Source organism: Loigolactobacillus iwatensis (assembly GCF_003950295.1).
In the GTDB taxonomy this organism is placed as follows: Bacteria; Bacillota; Bacilli; order Lactobacillales; family Lactobacillaceae; genus Loigolactobacillus; species Loigolactobacillus iwatensis.
In genome coordinates this window covers 1-20544 of sequence record NZ_RHNP01000017.1, presented here as the reverse complement: position 1 = coordinate 20544, position 20544 = coordinate 1, and the positions used below count along the sequence as shown (strand labels likewise).

The 20544-nt window shown below is 40.5% G+C and carries 18 protein-coding genes and 1 riboswitch; of the genes, 17 read left to right on the top strand and 1 reads right to left on the bottom strand.

Going from position 1 to position 20544, the window contains the following annotated elements:
* Positions 1-111 precede the first annotated feature (111 nt).
* From dnaN to cytX, 17 genes are all read left to right on the top strand, one after another.
* The gene (gene dnaN / locus EKM98_RS05860; RefSeq protein ID WP_100070627.1) at positions 112-1251 is read left to right on the top strand and encodes a DNA polymerase III subunit beta; all 1140 of its coding nucleotides are present in this window, start codon (positions 112-114) and stop codon (positions 1249-1251) included.
* Between the two features lie 296 nt (positions 1252-1547).
* The gene (gene yaaA, locus EKM98_RS05855) at positions 1548-1784 is read left to right on the top strand and encodes a S4 domain-containing protein YaaA (RefSeq protein ID WP_068226277.1); all 237 of its coding nucleotides are present in this window, start codon (positions 1548-1550) and stop codon (positions 1782-1784) included.
* Positions 1784-2908, top strand: coding sequence for a DNA replication/repair protein RecF (gene recF / locus EKM98_RS05850; RefSeq protein WP_100070628.1), 1125 nt, complete (start codon positions 1784-1786; stop codon positions 2906-2908). Before yaaA ends, recF begins: the two co-directional genes overlap by 1 nt.
* Before the next feature lie 30 nt (positions 2909-2938).
* Complete coding sequence (gene gyrB / locus EKM98_RS05845; RefSeq protein ID WP_068225919.1) at positions 2939-4891, top strand: DNA topoisomerase (ATP-hydrolyzing) subunit B; 1953 nt, start codon at positions 2939-2941, stop codon at positions 4889-4891.
* Positions 4892-4945: 54 nt separating this feature from the next.
* A complete protein-coding gene (gyrA, locus tag EKM98_RS05840; RefSeq protein ID WP_125981226.1) occupies positions 4946-7420 on the top strand; it encodes a DNA gyrase subunit A in 2475 nt (824 codons plus the stop codon).
* A 242-nt stretch (positions 7421-7662) separates the two neighbouring features.
* Positions 7663-7962, top strand: a complete 300-nt coding sequence (gene rpsF, locus EKM98_RS05835; RefSeq protein ID WP_068225917.1) for a 30S ribosomal protein S6 — start codon at positions 7663-7665, stop codon at positions 7960-7962.
* 78 nt (positions 7963-8040) lie between these two features.
* On the top strand, positions 8041-8592 hold the full coding sequence (gene ssb, locus EKM98_RS05830) for a single-stranded DNA-binding protein (RefSeq protein WP_068225916.1): 552 nt from the start codon (positions 8041-8043) through the stop codon (positions 8590-8592).
* A 48-nt stretch (positions 8593-8640) separates the two neighbouring features.
* Entirely contained in the window at positions 8641-8880 is a 240-nt protein-coding gene (gene rpsR, locus EKM98_RS05825; RefSeq protein WP_068225915.1) for a 30S ribosomal protein S18, read from the top strand.
* 276 nt (positions 8881-9156) lie between these two features.
* On the top strand, positions 9157-11190 hold the full coding sequence (locus tag EKM98_RS05820) for a DHH family phosphoesterase (RefSeq protein WP_125981224.1): 2034 nt from the start codon (positions 9157-9159) through the stop codon (positions 11188-11190).
* A gap of 48 nt (positions 11191-11238) precedes the next feature.
* A complete protein-coding gene (gene rplI / locus EKM98_RS05815) occupies positions 11239-11691 on the top strand; it encodes a 50S ribosomal protein L9 (protein WP_068225913.1) in 453 nt (150 codons plus the stop codon).
* 267 nt (positions 11692-11958) lie between these two features.
* On the top strand, positions 11959-13368 hold the full coding sequence (gene dnaB / locus EKM98_RS05810) for a replicative DNA helicase (RefSeq protein ID WP_068225912.1): 1410 nt from the start codon (positions 11959-11961) through the stop codon (positions 13366-13368).
* 246 nt (positions 13369-13614) lie between these two features.
* The gene (locus EKM98_RS05805; protein ID WP_068225911.1) at positions 13615-13998 is read left to right on the top strand and encodes a hypothetical protein; all 384 of its coding nucleotides are present in this window, start codon (positions 13615-13617) and stop codon (positions 13996-13998) included.
* Positions 13999-14513: 515 nt separating this feature from the next.
* The gene (locus EKM98_RS05800) at positions 14514-15806 is read left to right on the top strand and encodes an adenylosuccinate synthase (RefSeq protein ID WP_100070631.1); all 1293 of its coding nucleotides are present in this window, start codon (positions 14514-14516) and stop codon (positions 15804-15806) included.
* Positions 15807-15847: 41 nt separating this feature from the next.
* A riboswitch (TPP riboswitch) is annotated at positions 15848-15952 on the top strand.
* Positions 15953-16027: 75 nt separating this feature from the next.
* Complete coding sequence (thiM, locus tag EKM98_RS05795) at positions 16028-16834, top strand: hydroxyethylthiazole kinase (RefSeq protein WP_100070632.1); 807 nt, start codon at positions 16028-16030, stop codon at positions 16832-16834.
* Positions 16835-16850: 16 nt separating this feature from the next.
* Positions 16851-17675 carry a bifunctional hydroxymethylpyrimidine kinase/phosphomethylpyrimidine kinase gene (gene thiD / locus EKM98_RS05790; RefSeq protein WP_100070633.1) on the top strand — a complete coding sequence of 275 codons (825 nt, stop codon included), beginning with the start codon at positions 16851-16853 and terminating at the stop codon, positions 17673-17675.
* Positions 17662-18327 (top strand): thiamine phosphate synthase, encoded by a 666-nt coding sequence (gene thiE, locus EKM98_RS05785; RefSeq protein WP_100070634.1) that lies wholly within the window; start codon positions 17662-17664, stop codon positions 18325-18327. Before thiD ends, thiE begins: the two co-directional genes overlap by 14 nt.
* Positions 18314-19489: a putative hydroxymethylpyrimidine transporter CytX gene (cytX, locus tag EKM98_RS05780; protein ID WP_100070635.1), complete on the top strand. Its 1176-nt coding sequence runs from the start codon at positions 18314-18316 to the stop codon at positions 19487-19489. Before thiE ends, cytX begins: the two co-directional genes overlap by 14 nt.
* Positions 19490-19571: 82 nt before the next feature.
* On the opposite strand, the gene EKM98_RS05775 is transcribed toward cytX, so the two are convergent.
* Positions 19572-20336, bottom strand: coding sequence for a gamma-glutamyl-gamma-aminobutyrate hydrolase family protein (locus EKM98_RS05775; RefSeq protein WP_125981223.1), 765 nt, complete (start codon positions 20334-20336; stop codon positions 19572-19574).
* Positions 20337-20544: the final 208 nt, after the last annotated feature.

Below are 20544 nucleotides of genomic sequence, written 5' to 3'. Positions count from 1 at the left end.
AATATCTTTCGGTCTTTACGTTTCAGTTTGTTTTCCACAGAGTTAACATGCCCTACTACTATTACTTAAAATCTTTTATAATGTAAATAATAAAGAGGAGGCTCCATCTATATGCAATTCTCAATCAACCGTTCCGTTTTTATTAGACATTTAAACGACGTGCAACGTGCAATTTCATCTAAAACAACGATTCCAATCTTAACGGGAATTAAAATCGTTTTGACAGACGCCGGTTTAATGTTAACGGGCAGTAACGCAGACATTTCTATTGAATCATTCATTTCTGCTACTGATGATAAAAATGAATTAGATATTGGTTCAACTGGCTCAATTGTTTTATCGGCTCGTTTCTTTAGCGAAATTGTCAAACGATTACCTGAAGACACAATGAATTTAGAAGTTAAGGATAATTTTCAAACAGAAATTAAATCCGGTCCAGCCGAATTCACGATTAATGGCCTAGACGCCAATAATTATCCCAACTTACCTGAAATTGATACTGAAGATCAATTAATCTTAGACGTCAGTGTTCTAAAACAATTGATTGCCCAAACTGTTATTGCTGTCTCTAATCAAGAAAGCCGGCCGATTCTAACTGGTATTCATTTAGTTCTTGATCAGGGTGAACTGATGGCTGTCGCAACGGATTCACATCGCTTATCGCAACGTAAAATTAATTTAGATCTGAACCCTAACATTCACTACGACGTTATTATTCCTGGTAAAAGTCTCGTTGAACTTTCGCGAACGTTAGACGATGATATTGATACCGTTGAAGTACGGATTGCCGAAAATCAGGTTCTCTTTATTGCGGGGGCAACTTCGTTCTATTCACGTTTGTTAGAGGGAAATTATCCAGAGACATCACGTTTAATTCCAACTAGCTCAACAACCCAAGTCGAATTTAGTGCGCCTGTACTTTTAGCAGCAATTGAACGTGCATCATTGCTGTCTCATGAAAGCCACAATAACGTAGTTAAATTAGCACTTAATCCTACAGAAAATAACGTTACTATTTACGGTAACTCGCCAGATGTTGGTAACGTTGAAGAAGCATTGGCTAGTGAGAATTTAAGCGGTGATAGTTTAGAGATTTCGTTTAATCCTGATTATATGAAAGATGCATTACGTTCTTTCGGTCAGACACAAATTCACATCGCCTTTACTTCGGCACTTCGTCCATTTACGCTTGTGCCAACGGAGGATAACGATCATTTTGTTCAATTAATTACACCAGTTCGAACTTTTTAAATATGATCAAAAATACATCCTAGACGGTCAGAATATTGGCCATCTAGGATGCTTTTTTTTGCCATAAAATTACTTTAGAGCCAGTTTGCGCAAATTTTACGTAAACTAACGTTAAAATGACATAAATAGCCTTATTTTTTTATTTTAGCTTCTTTAAGTACTTTTAGTGTCTTTTGTCGAATTAGGCTAAAAACGCACTGAGTCGCATAATTTGGCTATTTACATTGTTTTTTTCTATTAAAACGCGTATAATATATGAGGTAAACAAATGTAATAGAGCGAAGTGAGGGATGTTATTGAAAAAAATTGTGGATCTCGATACCGCTTATATGACGCTTGGTCAATTATTAAAAGAATTAGGTTTAATTGATTCTGGTGGACAGGCCAAATGGTTCTTGCAGGAGCAGCCTGTTTTAGTGAACCAAACAGCGGAAAATCGACGCGGACGTAAGCTAGTGGCGGACGACCAAGTGACAATTCCTGACGTTGGCGATTTTATTTTACGGCAAGTAACCAATTCGGATGATAACTAATGTACGTTGATCATTTAATCTTGACAAATTATCGTAATTATCAAAAAGTTGACGTTCATTTTTCTAAGGATACGAATGTTTTACTTGGTGAAAATGCCCAGGGTAAGACTAATCTATTAGAAGCAATCTACGTTTTAGCAATGACTAAAAGTCACCGAACAAATAATGAAAAGGATTTTATTAAGTGGCAAGCCGAATTTGCTAAAATTCAAGGGACAATTCAAAAAAACAACAGTAAGTTACCTTTAGAACTGGTTATTAGTAAAAAAGGCAAACGAGCTAAAATTAATCATTTAGAGCAGGCTAAATTATCACAGTATTTGGGCCAATTAAACGTTATTTTATTTGCGCCAGAGGATCTATCGCTTGTTAAGGGCTCACCGGCAGTTCGGCGGCGCTTTATTGATATGGAATTTGGACAAATGAGTCCCCGGTATTTATATAATATTAGCCAGTATAAGACAGTTTTAAAACAACGTAACCGGTACTTGAAACAACTCAAGTACCAGCAGGCCAAGGACCAAGTTTACTTAGAGGTACTGTCCGACCAGTTGGCCCAGTACGGTGCTGCTATTATTCATCAACGAATACAATTTTTGGGTAAGCTAGAAGGTTGGGCGCAAAAATTGCATAGGAGCATTACTGACGGCGCCGAAACATTGACTTTTAGTTACATTACACAAATTGAGCAGGCTAAAGATCAATCAGTCGAAGAATTAACTGCCGCACTGCAAAAACTTTTACGTAGCGATGTTAAGCGTGAAACTGAACAGGGCACGACGTTAGTTGGACCACATCGCGATGATGTGCGTTTTTTAGTTAATCAAAAAAATGTGCAGACATTTGGTTCACAAGGACAACAGCGTACGACTGCCTTATCCGTTAAATTAGCGGAGATTGATTTGATGAAGGAACAAACCGGTGAGTACCCAGTCTTATTGTTAGATGATGTTTTATCGGAGTTGGACGATTTGCGCCAAACACACCTTTTAAAGGCTATCCAGCATAAAGTGCAGACTTTTTTAACGACAACTAGTTTAAGTGGTGTCGCCAAAACGATGATTCAGGCGCCACGGGTTTTTCATATCACACATGGCGAATTAGTACAAAGCGACCATGATTAACTGGAAGAAAGAAAATGGAGGGAACAACACTTGACGGATTCAGAAAAAAAAGAAGAGCGTCTTGAAGAATTAGCCAAATCTTATGATGCTAGTCAAATTCAAGTTCTTGAAGGCTTAGAGGCTGTTCGGAAACGACCAGGGATGTATATTGGTACGACAACTTCTCAAGGTCTACATCATTTAGTTTGGGAAATTGTGGATAATGGGATTGATGAAGCGCTGGCTGGATTTGCGGACGAAATCAACGTCACTGTTGAAAAAGACAACTCCATCCGCGTGACTGATAATGGTCGCGGAATTCCAGTTGATTTGCAGCAAAAGACCGGCCGGCCAGCCGTTGAAACAATTTTTACTATTCTCCATGCTGGTGGTAAGTTTGGCGGCGGCGGTTATAAAGTTTCTGGTGGTTTACATGGTGTTGGTGCTTCAGTCGTTAACGCTTTGTCTAGCCAATTAAACGTTGAGGTCCTTAAAGAAGGAAAACGCTACTATATGGATTTCAAGCGCGGTAAAGTTAATACTGAGCTTAAGGTTAGCGGTACAATTCCAGAACATGAACACGGCACAATTGTTCATTTTTGGCCTGATCATGATATTTTTAGGGAAACAACCGTTTATGATATTAAAATTTTAACAACGCGAATTCGTGAGTTGGCCTTTTTGAATAAGGGTTTACGAATTAGCATTGAAGATTTACGTCCTGAGAAACCGACCAAAGAAGTTTTCCACTATGAAGGTGGCATTAAGAGTTACGTTGAGTATTTAGACAACGGTAAGCACGATCTTTTTCCAGAGCCAATTTACGTGGAAGGTGACGAAAAGGGAATTAAGGTTGAAGTTGCTTTACAATACACTGACGATTACCACACTAACTTGATGACCTTCGCCAATAATATTCATACCTATGAAGGTGGGACTCATGAGGCTGGTTTTAAGGCCGCGTTAACGCGAGTAATTAATGACTACGCGCACAAAAAGAACTTTCTTAAAGACAGTGAAGATAACCTTTCAGGCGAAGATGTTCGTGAAGGGATGACTGCTGTTGTTAGTATCAAACATCCAGATCCTCAATTTGAGGGCCAGACTAAGACAAAATTAGGTAATTCTGACGCACGAACGGTAACTGACCATACCTTTGCGGAGACATTTTCGCGTTACCTTATGGAAAATCCTGATATCGCTAAAGATGTTATGGATAAGGGACTATTAGCCTCTAAAGCACGTTTAGCTGCTAAGCGTGCTCGAGAAGTTACCCGTAAAAAATCAGGGTTAGAGATTAGTAATTTACCAGGTAAATTAGCTGATAATTCCAGTAAGGATCCTGAAATCAGTGAGTTATTTATTGTTGAGGGGGATTCGGCCGGCGGTTCTGCTAAGCAGGGACGGTCACGTTTAACGCAGGCCATTTTACCGATTCGTGGTAAGATTTTGAACGTTGAAAAGGCCAGTTTAGATCGTATTTTGGCTAATGAAGAAATTCGAACGTTGTTTACGGCGATGGGAACTGGTTTTGGTGATGAATTTGATTTATCAAAGGCACGTTACCATAAATTGATTATTATGACTGATGCCGATGTAGATGGTGCACATATTCGCACGTTACTTTTAACGTTGTTTTACCGTTATATGCGTCCGGTCGTGGAGGCAGGTTACGTTTATATTGCCCAGCCACCGTTGTATCAAGTACGGCAAGGAAAAATGCAAAAGTACATTGATTCTGACGAAGAACTGGAAACTGTTTTAGGTAGCTTGCAACCTAGTCCTAAGCCAGTTATTCAGCGTTATAAAGGTCTTGGTGAAATGGATGCTTCTCAATTATGGGAAACAACGATGGATCCAGATTATCGCCGTTTGTTGCGGGTTGACGTTTCCGATGCCATTGAGGCCGATCACGTTCTTGAAATGTTAATGGGTGACAAGGTCTTACCACGGCGTCAGTTTATTGAAGATAATGCCCATTACGTCGAAAACTTGGACGTTTAATGGATCCTTAATTTTAGGATATATAGATGATTTTGAAGGGAGTCAATGAAGTAAATGGCAGACGAACCACAAAATAGCCGGATAAAAGACGTCAATTTATCGACAACAATGCGTACCTCGTTCTTGGACTACGCGATGAGTGTTATCGTTGCACGGGCATTACCGGACGTTCGTGATGGTCTAAAACCAGTCCAACGTCGTATTTTATACGGTATGAGCGAATTAGGAGTAACACCGGACAAGCCATATAAGAAATCGGCCAGAATTGTTGGGGATGTTATGGGTAAATTCCATCCCCATGGTGATTCATCAATTTATGAAGGCATGGTACGAATGGCGCAAGACTTCAGTTATCGCTACATGTTAGTTGATGGACATGGTAACTTTGGCTCCGTCGACGGTGATGGCGCCGCTGCAATGCGGTATACCGAAGCTAAAATGAGTAAAATTGCAACGGAAATGTTGCGCGATATTAACAAAGATACAATTGATTACCAAGATAACTATGATGGTACTGAAAAAGAACCTACTGTACTACCGGCACGCTTTCCTAACCTACTAGTTAATGGTTCAACGGGGATTGCCGTTGGGATGGCAACAAATATTCCACCACATAATTTGAGTGAGGTTATTAGTGCACTGCATATTTTAATGGATAATCCAGAAGCAACTACAGCCGATTTAATGGAGGCAGTTCCTGGTCCTGATTTTCCAACTGGTGGTTTAGTCATGGGCAAATCAGGTATTCGCCGTGCTTATGAAACTGGTAAGGGAACCATTATGCTCCGTGCACGAACTGAGATTCAGGAACAAAAAAACGGTAAGGAACGCATTATTGTTACTGAACTTCCGTACATGGTTAATAAGGCCAGATTAGTTGAAAAAATTGCTGAATTGGCACGTGATAAACGAATTGATGGAATTACAGATCTAAACGATGAATCCGATCGTGAAGGTATGCGTGTTGTTATTGATATACGCCGTGACGTATCAGCTTCAGTTGTTTTGAACAACTTATATAAATTAACTATGATGCAAACTTCTTTCGGCTTTAACATGCTAGCCATTGTTAATGGCACACCACGGACGTTGAGTTTAAAAGAAATTTTGCAGTATTATTTAAAACATCAAGAAGAAGTTATTCAACGGCGGACGGCCTTTGATTTACGTAAGGCCGAAGCACGCGCGCACATCTTGGCTGGTTTACGAATTGCATTAGACCATATTGATGAGATTATTCGAATTATTCGTAGTTCTAAAACCGGTGAAGTTGCCAAAAATATTTTAATGGAACGCTATGAATTAGATGATAAGCAAACACAGGCTATTTTAGACATGCGTTTGGTTCGTTTAACTGGTTTGGAACGCGATAAAGTTGAGTCCGAATATGCTGATTTAATGGTCAAAATTGCTGACTATAAGGATATTTTGGCTAAACCGGAACGGATTAACCAGATTATTTATCAAGAATTGTTAGAAATTCAAACTAAATTTGGTGATAAGCGGCGGACTGAGTTGTTAGTTGGCGAAGTTCTGAGTCTTGAAGATGAGGATTTAATCGAAGAAGAAGACGTTGTGATTACTTTGACGCACAATGGCTACATCAAGCGCTTACCTGCTTCTGAATTTAAGATCCAGAATCGTGGTGGCCGTGGTATTCAAGGTATGGGCATTCACGATGATGATTTCATCGAACACCTAGTCTTTACCTCAACGCATGATATGCTATTATTCTTCACGAATACGGGTAAAGTTTACCAAGCAAAGGGCTACGAAATACCTGAATATGGTCGAACAGCCAAGGGAATTCCGGTGATTAATCTACTTGGAATTGATTCTGGCGAAAGTATTCAAACGGTGGTTAATGTGGCTTCGGATGCTGCAGATAACTATTTGATGTTTACTACGCTAAAGGGAGTTGCCAAGCGGACACCTGTTGCGGAGTTCCAAAATATTCGCAGTAATGGCTTAAAGGCAATTACCTTAAAAGAGAATGATGAGCTAATTAACGTTAGTTTGACAGATGGTAAGCAGAATATTATTATCGGAACTCATTTAGGTTACGCGGTTAGCTTTGCTGAAACGGCCGTTCGTTCAATGGGTCGTTCTGCAACCGGCGTTCGTGGTATTCGTTTACGTGAGGACGATTATGTTGTTGGTTCAGATTTGTTAACCGCCGACAGCGAAGTTCTTGTTATCTCTGAAAATGGCTACGGTAAACGTACTAGTGCCAAGCAGTACCCAATTAAGGGTCGTGGCGGTAAGGGTATTAAGACGGTTAATGTGACCGATAAAAATGGCCCATTAGCTGGTTTAACAACTGTCAATGGTAATGAGGATGTTATGCTGATTACTAATACAGGTGTTGTTATTCGTTTCCACGTTAGCGACGTTTCACAAACTGGTCGGGCAACCTTAGGCGTTCGGTTAATTCGGGTTGACGACAAGGCCAAGGTCGCAACAATGGCCAAAGTTGAACCAGAAGTCGCTGATGCTGAAGCAACCACTGAAGATCCAACGACTGATTAATTGTAAAAGTTAAACGAGATCGTTTTGGCGTAAGTTATCTATAAGGTGACGAAAGCCAAAACGATTTTTGTGTTTTAATTATCAATTCCCACTTGATGACTGAGGACCATAAAATTGGAAACTAGTTGAAAGTTCTGTCAACGCGTGCTATAATTTTTATTTGTGAGTATCTAGTTATTTAGATTCTCCTTGTTTCCAACAAAGGGTTGGAGACCTTAAAGTCCATAAGGAGGTGAACAGTCATGGCTCAATCAAAGAAATATGAAATTCTCTACATTATTCGTCCAGATTTAGACGATGAAAGCAAAACAGCCTTAGTTGAACGTTTTGACGGCATTTTGCGGGATAACGGTGCAGAAGTGATTGAATCAAAGGACTGGTCGAAACGACGCTTAGCGTTCGAAATCAAAAACTACCGCGAAGGTTTATACCATTTAATTCGTGTAGCAACTGATGATGATACGCCACTAGGTGAATTCGACCGTCTTTCAAAGATTAATGACGATATTTTACGTCATATGATCACACGCGAAGAAGACTAATTAGTGCGCTGTATCTTTTCGAGTAAAAGATACAACGAGTAAATAAAATTTTAAAAAAAGAAAGGGGAGCTTTAGGATATGATTAATCGTGTCGTTCTTGTTGGTCGTTTGACCCGGGACCCTGATTTACGTTATACCTCTGGTGGTGCTGCTGTAGCAACTTTTACTGTCGCCGTTAACCGTCAATTCACTAACCGTAATGGTGATCGTGAAGCTGATTTTATCAGTTGTGTTATTTGGCGAAAGGCCGCAGAAAATTTTGCTAACTTCACCCACAAGGGATCATTAGTTGGTGTTGATGGCCGAATTCAAACGCGTAATTACGATAATGCAGAAGGTCAACGTGTTTACGTGACTGAAGTTGTTGTCGATAATTTCTCATTGTTAGAATCACGGTCTACTGACGAACGTCGTCAGCAAAATAATGCTAACCAAAACCCTGGTGGTTATCAAGATAAGCCAGCCAGTAACTTTGGTGGTAACGCTAATAATAATCCAGCTCCTCAGTCATCAAGTAGTCAAGCACCTGCGAGTGGTTCAACCAGCAATACACCTAATAGCAATCCTAATGATCCGTTTGCAAATAACGGGGACTCGATTGATATTTCCGATGATGATTTACCATTCTAATGTGTTGTAATGATTACTAATTCCATTTAAGTGGGGAGGAAATCAATTATGGCTCAACAACGTAGAGGTGGACGTCGCCGTCGTAAAGTAGATTATATCGCTGCTAATCATATTGAACACATTGATTACAAGGATACAGATTTATTACGGCGCTTCGTTTCAGAACGTGGCAAGATTTTACCACGTCGTGTAACGGGTACTAGTGCCAAGAACCAACGTAAGATTACGATTGCAATCAAGCGTGCACGGATCATGGCTCTATTACCATTCGTTTCCGAAGATATGTAGACAGTTATTAGATCGAGACAGTTTGTCTCGATCTTTTTTTATACTCAGTTGTTCCACGTGAAACGTTTCCTGATTCGACTTAAAATGAGTCTTTTCCTAGTTTGTGCTAAAATAAAAGAAGTACTTTCCATTTTGGATTGTTGAGTGAGTTAATAATGGAATGAATAAACGGGGAGAAGCTATACTAGAGGCCTAACTGACCATATTTGAATGGTCAAATAGTTAGTTACATTTTTCTGGTACGGCTCTGAATGGTTAAGTGATAGAGGAGTTAGTATGAAAAAATTATTTTCGCAGAACCTATTGCCAGTGTTCTTGCAGAATAATCGGCTGCGGTTGGTATCAGCAAGTCTGATTATATTAGCAAGTGTTGGAATTATTCTGGCGTTCTTCATTAATTTTATTTTAGGACTCTTTTTATTTGTACTTTTCGTTGCATTAGTAAGCACAACCTTTTATGCAATCGACACAGTTACGAAAAAAACGAATCGCTATATTTCAGATCTTTCTTACCGAATTAAACGTGGCGAACAAGAAGCATTGATTCAAATGCCGATTGGAATTTTGCTTTATAACGAAGATGCTGAAATTGAGTGGACTAATCCGTATTTACAGCAATATCTGGGTAAACAAGAAGTATTAGGCAAAAAAATTGCGACAATTGATCCTGAATTGGCCACGTTAATCAGTGAAAATGAATCCTTTGACGAGCCGCGCAATGTTCGCTGGGGCGATAACCAATTTGAAATTATCATCCAAAAAAGTATTCACGTTGTCTATTTATTAGATATCACGCGTTACGCTAAGATTGAAGACCGCTATAATGATGAACAGTTAGCCATTGGTCAAATTTTCTTAGATAATTACGATGAAATTACCCAAACAATGACTGATAAAGATATTTCTAACCTGAATAATTATGTTACCAATGAGTTAAGTAACTGGGCACGGAAATACGGTATGTTTTTAAAGCGGGTGGATGATGATCATTTCTTCGTTATTTTATACGCCAAGGCATTACAGGCGATTGAAGCGGATAATTTTAAGATTTTGGATCGAATTCGTGAGCGAACCTCTAAACAAAATTATCCGTTGACCTTATCTTTAGGAATTGCCTATAATGATACTGATCTAGCCAAATTGGCTACTCTTTCGCAAAGTAACCTTGATTTAGCTCTGGGTCGTGGTGGGGATCAGGTTGTGGTTAAATCTGAAGATGATCCTGCACGATTTTATGGTGGTAAGACTAACCCAATGGAGAAACGAACGCGTGTCCGGGCACGAATGATTAGCCAGGCCTTACAAGAAGTTATGGGTCAGGCCGACCAAGTTTTTGTTATGGGTCATTTCAAACCGGATATGGATTCATTAGGCGCTTGTCTTGGTATTCGGCGTATTGCGGCGATGAATGGCAAAAAATGTTACGTGGTTGTGAATCAAGATAATTTACACAGTGATGTTCAACGATTGTTAGATGAAATTAAGCGCTATCCAGAAATTGAGCCTTTCATTGTTACACCTGAGCAAACAACAGACTTAGTGTCTGAACATAGTTTATTAATTATGGTCGATCATTCTAAGCCTTCACTTACAACTAGTCCGGCTTTATACGAAAAGTTGCATGACCGGACACTTATTATCGATCATCATCGTCGTGGTGAGGAATTTCCCGAGAACCCAATGTTGGTTTACATTGAGCCTTACGCGTCATCAACGTGTGAGTTAATCACTGAGATGTTTGAGTACCAACCTAAGGATACTGAGGCAATTAGTAAGATCGAAGCAACGGCAATGTTGGCCGGCATTACGGTGGATACAAAATCCTTCTCGTTAAGAACAGGAACCCGAACGTTTGATGCCGCCAGTTACTTACGCTCGGTTGGCGCCGATGCCGTGATGGTCCAACGTATTTTGAAGGAAAACGTTAATAATTATATTCAGAAAAACCACCTCATTGAAACAATCAAATATATAAAACCCAATGTGGCTTTATGTGCTGGTGAAGAAAATAAAACTTATGATCCAGTTGTTGCGGCACAGGCGGCAGATACTTTGTTATCATTATCTGGAATTAACGCATCATACGTCATAACTAAGCGGCCTGATGGTAAAGAAATTGGTATTTCGGCCCGTAGCTTAGGTGAAGTCAATGTTCAAGTTATTATGGAGAAAATGGGTGGTGGCGGTCATTTATCTAATGCAGCTACCCAGTTAACGGGAGTCAGTATTGATGAGGCCAAACAACAATTGATTGACGTTGTTAATGAGGTAGAAAAGCCTGCCGAAGATGCTGCCGAAAAAAGTAAGTAAGTATTAAAATTAATAAATTTAATCCGAATAAAGAGAGGTTGTTTAATCATGAAAGTTATTTTCCTAGAAGATGTTCGTGGTAAGGGTAAACGCGGCGAGGTTAAAAATGTTCCTGATGGCTACGCACAAAACTTTTTGATTAAAAATAATAAGGCAATGCTTGCAACAAAAAAAGCAATGAGCCAATTAAAAGGCCAACAAAAGGCTGAAGAAAAACGTGCTGCTGAAGAATTAGCAGTGGCGAAACAAGTAAAAGAAAAAATTGAAGACGATAAAACAGTTGTTGAAATTAAATCTAAGGCTGGTGAAGATAGCCGGCTCTTCGGTTCCGTTCCTAGCAAGCAAATTGCTCAGGCTTTGGACAAACAGTTTGGAATTAAAGTTGATAAGCGTAAAATCGAGTTACCAGAGCCAATTCGGGCACTAGGTTATCGAAATGTGACCGTGAAATTATTCGATGACGTTACGGCTAAAATTCGGGTTCACGTGGTTGAACAGTAGTCCAATTGACGATGTGAAGTATGGATTTTGATCGTTGCTAAATGGCGTTAGAGGGTTAAGAGTGACAGTGCCTTTTTAGATATATCTAAATAATTTAGTCGTGAAATGCCGGTAAAATAGGTTAAAACACGCCCAAAATAAAAATGCGGAATGAGGAGGTGCGTTACTTTAACTCTTCATTCTGCATTTTTGGGTTATTGCCATGGATCAATCCAACACGTATAATGATGGCATTGTCGTCGCGTTTGTATTTAAGGGAGTTTTAAGATGAACAATGAATTAATTGACCAAACACCACCGCAGAATATTGAGGCTGAGCAGGCCGTTCTTGGTGCGGTGTTCTTAAATCCTGAGGCGTTAGTTGAAGCAATGGAGTTTGTTGAACCAGCTGATTTTTACCGACGTGCCCATCAGCTTATTTTTCAAGCAATGGTTGATTTAAATGACGCCTCAGAAGCTATTGATGTTGTGACTTTGAAGGACCGTTTAGCAAGCCAAAATCAACTAGAGGATATTGGTGGTATGAGCTATCTAGGTGACTTAGCAGTTGCTGTACCAACTGCTGCTAACGTGGCTTATTATGCTAAAATAGTCCAGGAAAAGGCAATTTTACGTCGTTTGATTAAGGCCGCCACAACAATTGTAACCAGTAGTTATTCCCAAGAAGAAGGTGTCTCGACCATTTTGGACGAGGCCGAGCAGGGAATTCTAAATGTTTCTGAGCAGCGTAATTCTTCTGGATTTAAGCCAATTTCAGACGTTTTAAATTCAGCAATTGAGCAAATTGATCAGTTATACCAAAATAATGATGATATCACGGGGCTACCTACTGGTTACCGCGATTTAGATAAAATGACAGCCGGTTTACAAGAAGATGAGCTAGTCATTATTGCTGCGCGGCCGGCCGTTGGTAAGACGGCCTTTGCGTTAAATATTGCCCAAAATGTTGGGACTAAGACGGATAAGACGGTAGCTATTTTTAGCTTAGAAATGAGTGCAGAGTCTTTAGTTAACCGAATGTTGTGCGCTGAAGGTAGTATTGATGCTAGCCATTTACGAACGGGACAGTTATCCGAAGAAGAGTGGCAGAATTTAATTATTGCCATGGGCAGTCTGTCTAAGGCCTCAATTTATATTGACGATACGCCAGGAAATAAAATGTCAGAAATTCGGGCCAAATGTCGCCGTCTTGCCAAAGAAAAGGGTAATCTAGGCTTAATTGTTATTGATTATCTGCAATTAATTGAAGGTAGTAATCATGAAAGTCGGCAACAAGAAGTTTCAGGAATTTCACGACAATTAAAAAAATTGGCTAAGGAATTACACGTTCCAGTTATTGCCTTATCGCAATTATCGCGTAGTGTGGAACAGCGACAAGATAAGCGACCAGTTTTATCGGATATTCGTGAATCAGGATCAATTGAACAGGATGCGGATATTGTTGCCTTTCTTTACCGGGATGATTATTATCGGGATGAGCCTGATGAGGATAGTAATGATGATAGCCAATTTGCCCAATCTAGCGCTGCTGGCGGCACCCGGGAAGAAGATCAAGAAGTCGGCGAAGTAGAAGTTATTATCGAAAAGAACCGAAGCGGCGCCCGCGGTACAGTTAAGCTGCTCTTTGTCAAACAGTACAATAAGTTTTCATCAATCGCATACGTGCCAGAAAATTAAGCACAGCAACTTACTTTGGTAAACACGTTCAAACTAAATTGGTCAGAAAAATGACTAGTAAAAGTAATCTTTAAACGTAACCCAAATCAGTGACCAATTCAGCCAACGAATTATTTTACGCGTGGCTACTATTTGGCCATTCAATACTAATCGGTTCTAAAATTAATCTGTCAACTAGGTAAATACCTAAGTGGCAGATTTTTATTTTAATGGGCCTTTATAATGATGAAAAGGAGGAAATTCATAATGTCAATGAACGTTTATGATGTTTTACGGACCGCGACAACTTCACGGGATCGTTATTTTGAATCAATTTTAGTTGAGAATCAGTACTTTCCGCTTGCTCACGCGGCCTTTATTCAAATTACGGATGCTAAAAATAATGAAGATGTTGAAGATTTAACAACGCTAGACATTGAGGAACAAGTACGTGCTTACCTTAAAATCCCGCCAAGTTTTTTTAATGACGAGGACAGTTTACGCTTTGGTGATGAATTAGATGAATATCATGAATTAGTAGAAACGGCGACTGATTTAATTGAGGGTGGCCGTTTAGCTGATGAAGTACACGTCTTTAAAGTGACCGATGACGAAACCTTAATAATTAACGGCGACTTATTTGGGGTCTAGAGACTTAAGCGCAAACTGTAGCGCGCTTAGGCCGCGGAATAGAATAAAATTTGATTTTAATATAATCGCGCTTAAAAATTATTCATCCTTTGATGGCTGAGAATGTCATTTTTTGGGTATAAGGTGTTGGACCAGTAGATGAATGTCACTGAATGCGGCGTTATTAAAATGGCTAAAAGTGTGGTACAAACGGCATAGCGTGACCGTGATAATTTTACGTAGAACCTTAAGATTATTTTCAAACGGCAACACTCAAAATATGACGGGTTACACCGCATTAATAAATAACGGACTGATAAAAAGCTAATTTAGTTCCAATAGCACCCACAACAATAATGTTCGTATTTTAAGCATATTATTAATAATATTATTATTTTGTTCGTTTTTCATATTGATAATCTATAATATACAGAATTTCATTCGTCTTTTTATTGCCAAGCTAGCCATTTACTGCTACAATGACAGCTGTTGTGTTGGTAATTTAGACACGAAAAATAAATAATTGAGGTGTTTATATGGCATCAGTTGTTGTAGTAGGATCCCAATGGGGCGATGAAGGAAAAGGGAAAATTACCGATTTCTTAGGCGAGGCTGCAGACGTCATTGCACGTTCGCAAGGTGGCGACAACGCGGGACATACAATTCACGCGCAAGGCAAAATCTTGAAGTTACGCTTAATTCCATCCGGTATTCTCTACCCAGACAAAATTTCGGTTATCGGTAACGGTGTTGTCGTTAATCCAGAGTCTTTGGTAGCAGAATTGGACTACTTAGCTGAGAACGGGGTAACGGCGGATAATCTACGGATTTCCGACCGCGCCCATGTAATTTTACCCTACCATATCGAACTAGATCGCTTGCAAGAAGCTAGTAAGGGCGATCAAAAGATTGGCACTACGAATCGCGGCATTGGTCCGGCTTATATGGATAAGGCGGCTCGGGTCGGAATTCGGATGGTCGATTTGCTCGATAAGGAAGTCTTTAAGGAAAAACTTACCGCAAATTTAGAAGCTAAGAATCGTGAGTTTACAGAAATTTATGGTGGAAAAGCATTAGCATTTGCTGATATTTTTGAACCATTCTACGCGTATGGTCAACGACTTAAAAAATTCGTCACTGATACGTCAGTTGTTTTAAACGACGCTTTAGATGATGGTAAAAAAGTTCTTTTTGAAGGCGCCCAGGGTGTCATGCTAGATATTGACCAAGGAACGTATCCTTTTGTGACTTCATCAAATCCAGTTGCCGGTGGGGTAACTGTCGGTAGTGGTGTTGGGCCAACGCGGATTAATCGCGCCGTTGGTGTTTGTAAGGCCTATACTTCCCGGGTTGGTGATGGACCATTCCCAACTGAATTACATGATGAGATTGGCGACTTTATTCGCGAGGCAGGGCATGAATACGGAACTGTGACAAAGCGGCCGCGGAGAATTGGTTGGTTTGACTCTGTTGTCATGCGCCACGCTAAGCGCGTTTCTGGCCTGACTGATCTTAGTTTAAACTGTGTTGATGTCTTAACTGGACTTAAGACGGTTAAGCTTTGTACGGCTTACGAACTTGATGGTAAAATAATTTATCATTATCCCGCTAGTTTAAAGCAATTGGCCAAATGTAAGCCAGTTTATGAAGAAATGCCCGGTTGGGACGAGGACATTACCGGTGTTAAAACGTTGGCCGAATTACCAGCGGCTGCCCGCCATTACGTGGAACGAGTTCAAGAGCTGGTTGGCGTTAACATCGCAACCTTCTCTGTTGGTCCTGATCGTGATCAGACTAACGTTTTGAACAACATTTGGCAAGAAGCTTAAAGTATTTTTGACAAGTTACAATTATAACGGTTACAATTAAATAAATTCACTAGGGGTGTTCTGAAAAGAACTGAGACGTGGTTTAGGCACGGACCCTTTGAACCTGTAAGTTTATACTTGCGTAGGGAAAGTGACGAAGCTAGCAATTCAAGTCAGCGCCTACTTTATGCAAGTAAGCGGTGGCTTTTTATTTTGGTTAATTATTACTGGAGGTTTTTGAAATGAAATTAGCTTTACTGGAACAATTACGGCAGCAAAATCCATTGGTTTTTACAATTGCTAATTTTGTAACCGTTAATGATGTTGCTAATGGTTTGATTGCAATCGGTGCGGCACCGATGATGTCTTTAGAACCGGCCGAGGCCCAAGAGATGGTGACGGCCGCTGATGGTATTACGCTAAATTTAGGAACGCTGACGCAACAACAAATTGGCCAAATGCATAGTGTGGGTTATTACGCACAATTGGCTAATAAGCCAGTTGTTTTGGATCCAGTGGCGGTTGGTGCTATTGCTTTCCGTAAAAAAATTGCCCGGGAAATATTGGCTGCCTTTCCAGTTAACTTGATTCGTGGTAACGCAGGTGAAATTACGGCGCTGGCGGATGTTGCCTGGCAGGCCAAGGGAGTAGATGCAGGCCACGGAGAAGCTGATTTACAAAAAGTGGCCAAGCAAGTTGCCCAACGCTATGATTGTGTTGTTGTTATCACCGGACCAACTGATATTGTAACTGACGGCCAGCGACTAACTTTAATTGAAAACGGTAGCGCTCTTTTCCCCTTGATGACCGGCTCTGGCGATTTATTATCGAGTATTTGTGCCGCTTTCTTAGCTCTAACCACGGAGACAGTTGATGACTTTTCAGCGGTTACCGCCGCCTGCCAAATTTACGCCACAACGGGTGAGTTGGCGGCCCAGTCATTAACCGCGGAATTACCAAATAGTTTCCGGACTGCCTTGATTGATCGATTACATACTGTTACCGTTGCGGAAATTGAGAAAGTTGCTCGGTACCAAGAACTAAAATAATTTGGAGGTTTTATCAATGAATTCATACCCACAGGCAGCAACCATTGCCGGAATCGATTCTGGTGGTGGGGCAGGTGTTAATGCTGATGTCAAAACAATGCAGGAACGCCACGTTTTTTCCGCAACAATTATCGTTGCTGTAACGGCCCAAAATACGTTAGGTGTACAGGATTTTGAGCCAGTTTCCATTAAATTGATTAACGAGCAATTCAAATCATTAGCGGATGACCTCAATATTCGGGCTTGTAAAACAGGGATGTTGGCTGACGCAGCCCACGTTCACGCTGTTGCCCAGAATTTACAACGCTATGATTTTGGCCCTTACACGTTGGATCCAGTCATGGTGGCAAAGGGTGGCGCTCATTTACTAAGTGATGACGCGATTGCGACGGTTAGAGATGAATTAATTCCACTAGCAACAGTTGTAACCCCTAATTTACCAGAAACAGAAGCACTAACTGGTGGAAAGATTGAATCGGAAGCCGACATGCAGGCTGCTGGCCACACTTTACAACAATTAGGTGCTAAAAACGTGGTTGTAAAAGGTGGTCATGGCTCTAATAGCCAAACTTCCAGTGATTTTGTTTTACTGGAGAATGGCCGCTCATTTTGGTTAAGTACCCCACGAATTGCAACGAAGAATACACACGGAACCGGGGACACATTTGCATCGTGCATTACGGCCGAATTGGCTAAAGGAAAGAATGTTGAGGCGGCCATTCGTCTGGCTAAGGCCTTTATTCAGGCGGCCATTGCTGACGGGATTGACGTTGGTCATGGTCACGGTCCAACAAATCACTGGGCCTTTAGAAAGGTGGAACAAACTGATGCAAAAGACTGATTTGGCCGTCTATTTTGTTGCCGGTAGCCAGGATATTCCAGCGGGTGAAACCTTGTTAGGTGTACTTGAAGCAGCTTTAAGCGCAGGAATTACGACTTTTCAATACCGAGAAAAGGGAAGTAATAGTTTAACCTCTGCTACTGCTAAATTGGCCTTGGCGCAACAGGCCCGCGATTTGTGTGCTAACTATAAGGTTCCCTTTATTGTGGATGACGACGTTGATCTAGCGCTTGCAGTAAAGGCTGACGGTATTCATGTTGGGCAAAAGGATGAGACCATTCAACAAGTAATTCAGCGGGTGCGGGGAAAGTTAATTGTTGGACTTTCTTGTAATACTCTGGAGCAAGTTAAGCGCGCTCAAAGTATTGTTGGTATCGATTATCTCGGAATTGGCCCCATTTTTTCCACAACTTCAAAGGCGGATGCCGAACCAGAAATTGGAATTGTGGGATTAAAACGAGCGCTTAGTTTTAATAAATTACCAAGTGTTGCGATTGGTGGGATTGATAGTAATACAATGGCCGCAACGGCTGCAACCGGAGTTGATGGGTTGGCGGTTATTTCACTGATAACGCACAGTCCACACCGCGCTAAAATTATTGCGGCAATGCGGCATCTCTACCCTCAGGTTTCTAAAAATGAAAGAAAATAGTCGGATTAGTGGGCAATTCTTATTATGGCTTGGTGCTGCCATTTCAATTGCGGAAATTATAACTGGGACCTTAATTGCACCACTTGGATTGGCCAAGGGATTTCTGGCAATTCTAGTTGGGCATATCCTAGGTTGCTTTGTTTTCTTGTTACCTGCAGCGATAATGGGTGGGCGCCAACGACGTACCGCAATTGCGTCAACTCATTTTGCCTTTGGTCATTTAGGCGTGCAACTGTTCTCACTTCTTAATGCACTTCAATTAATTGGTTGGACGGCAGTTATGATTGCTAACGCCATTAGTGCCCTTAATGGTGTTTCCGGCCGTTTATTTAATTTTAAAAGTGCACTATTCATGGGCTTAATCATGGCGGCCTTACTTATTTTTTGGTTATTAATTAATAACGATTGGCTTTTTCGAATTAATAATCTAGTTGTGGCCTTACTTTTCATCGGATCTTTAATTATGTTATGGCTTGTTTTACGAATACCACAGCATGCCTCAGTGTTAACGGGAAATTCAATAACTTTTGGTGCCGCCGTTGAACTGGGAGTTACAATGGCGTTATCCTGGTTGCCACTGATCGCGGATTACACTAGTCAAACTGAAGAACCAATAAAGGTATCTTGGGCCAGCACGGCCGGTTATTTTATCGGTAGTCTTTTTATGTTTTCAATTGGACTACTGTCCGCTGTTCGAACGGGTAAAACGGATATTACTACAATTTTAGTTAGTTCTGGTCTAGGTATTTTGGCGTTATTTATTATTATTTTTTCAACCGTCACAACGACATTCTTAGATGCCCATTCGGCCGCAGTTAATGTTCACAATATTTGGAAAAAGCTAAATTTGAAGTGGCTGGCTAGTGGCGTTGTGTTAATTGGTTTGATTATCGCGTTGGTGGTACCACTTAGTTTGTACCAGCAATTTTTATACTTAATTGGTTCAATTTTCGCACCATTGTATACGATAGTATTCGTTAATTACTTCTTATTGAAACGGCCATTAAAGATTAAACTAAACTTTATTTTTTGGCTGGTTGGCGTGGTCGGTTATTATTGGCTACAGCAATTTAACTTTATCCTCGGCACCACAACCAGCGAACTTCTTCTTTTGGGAAGTATTGTTTGGCTAACTGGGTATTTTATAAATCGATCTAAATAAAAATGACCCACAATAACGTGAAATTGGTATCAACATCCTTACCAATTAACATCCTATTGTGGGTTATTTTTATTTTTCGAAATTATTTAACAACTTTTAATTGCGGTGCTGCAGTTTTGGCCAGAGCAGCAGCGCCACTACGTTGAATAAAATCACGGAATAGATCTTGCATGGCAACGGCGTGTTTGTACATGTTTTCTGGGTGCCATTGAACGGCTAAGATCTGATTATTGGCCTTTGATTCAACTGCTTCGACTACTTGGTCGTCACTACGCGCAACTACATTTAAACTAGGAGCGACAAGCTTGACTGCCTCGTGATGACGTGAATTGACGTATGGACGTTCACCCATGATTTTGTACAAGCGACTATTTTTTTCTACGGTTACGTGGTGCGTTGGTAAATTACCTGGTGCCGTTTGCGCGTGCTTTAATTTAGCTGTGGGATCTTCAGAAAGGTCTTGATAAAGTGTCCCACCCAAGGCTACGTTAATGATTTGCATGCCCCGACAAATACCAAAAATACTTTTTCCAGCGGCAACGGCTTGTTTTACAAGTTCAATTTCAAATTCATCTCGAGGAATATAGGTTTGGCCAAGATTCATATCAGGTTCCTCATTATAAAAAGTTGGATCAACGTCGAAACCACCAAGAAATAAAACACCATCAAAAGAATCTAAGTAATCGGCGACATTCTCTGGCGCGCTATTTGGTAGAATAACGGGTAGGCCACCTGATTTTAAAACAGCGTTAACGGCCATTCGCGGCGTAAAATCGGCGTTACGCTCATTAATAATATTGGTTGCTTCAGTTAATGTATCTGCAGGCATTGCGATGCGTGGACGCATGAATCGAGCCCCTCTCATTTAAATTTAATAATTGCAAGAATGATAAGCCCATTACTTAATAAAAGCAAGCCATTATGTGTATTTTCTAGATTAAAATTTCATGGCCGGATTTACAATCTAAGTGCAACACCTAAATAACTAGACCAAAAAGGCCATGAAGCCTTAAACTTATAAGCGACGAAACCAATAAGTTAGGACGGACTTCATG

Coding starts and splice junctions, on each gene's coding strand:
- dnaN (WP_100070627.1), top strand. CDS start 112: ATGCAATTCTCAATCAACCGTTCCGTTTTTATTAGACATTTAAACGAC.
- recF (WP_100070628.1), top strand. CDS start 1,784: ATGTACGTTGATCATTTAATCTTGACAAATTATCGTAATTATCAAAAA.
- gyrA (WP_125981226.1), top strand. CDS start 4,946: ATGGCAGACGAACCACAAAATAGCCGGATAAAAGACGTCAATTTATCG.
- rpsF (WP_068225917.1), top strand. CDS start 7,663: ATGGCTCAATCAAAGAAATATGAAATTCTCTACATTATTCGTCCAGAT.
- ssb (WP_068225916.1), top strand. CDS start 8,041: ATGATTAATCGTGTCGTTCTTGTTGGTCGTTTGACCCGGGACCCTGAT.
- rpsR (WP_068225915.1), top strand. CDS start 8,641: ATGGCTCAACAACGTAGAGGTGGACGTCGCCGTCGTAAAGTAGATTAT.
- EKM98_RS05820 (WP_125981224.1), top strand. CDS start 9,157: ATGAAAAAATTATTTTCGCAGAACCTATTGCCAGTGTTCTTGCAGAAT.
- rplI (WP_068225913.1), top strand. CDS start 11,239: ATGAAAGTTATTTTCCTAGAAGATGTTCGTGGTAAGGGTAAACGCGGC.
- dnaB (WP_068225912.1), top strand. CDS start 11,959: ATGAACAATGAATTAATTGACCAAACACCACCGCAGAATATTGAGGCT.
- EKM98_RS05805 (WP_068225911.1), top strand. CDS start 13,615: ATGTCAATGAACGTTTATGATGTTTTACGGACCGCGACAACTTCACGG.
- EKM98_RS05800 (WP_100070631.1), top strand. CDS start 14,514: ATGGCATCAGTTGTTGTAGTAGGATCCCAATGGGGCGATGAAGGAAAA.
- thiM (WP_100070632.1), top strand. CDS start 16,028: ATGAAATTAGCTTTACTGGAACAATTACGGCAGCAAAATCCATTGGTT.
- thiD (WP_100070633.1), top strand. CDS start 16,851: ATGAATTCATACCCACAGGCAGCAACCATTGCCGGAATCGATTCTGGT.
- thiE (WP_100070634.1), top strand. CDS start 17,662: ATGCAAAAGACTGATTTGGCCGTCTATTTTGTTGCCGGTAGCCAGGAT.
- cytX (WP_100070635.1), top strand. CDS start 18,314: ATGAAAGAAAATAGTCGGATTAGTGGGCAATTCTTATTATGGCTTGGT.
- EKM98_RS05775 (WP_125981223.1), bottom strand. CDS start 20,336: ATGCGTCCACGCATCGCAATGCCTGCAGATACATTAACTGAAGCAACC.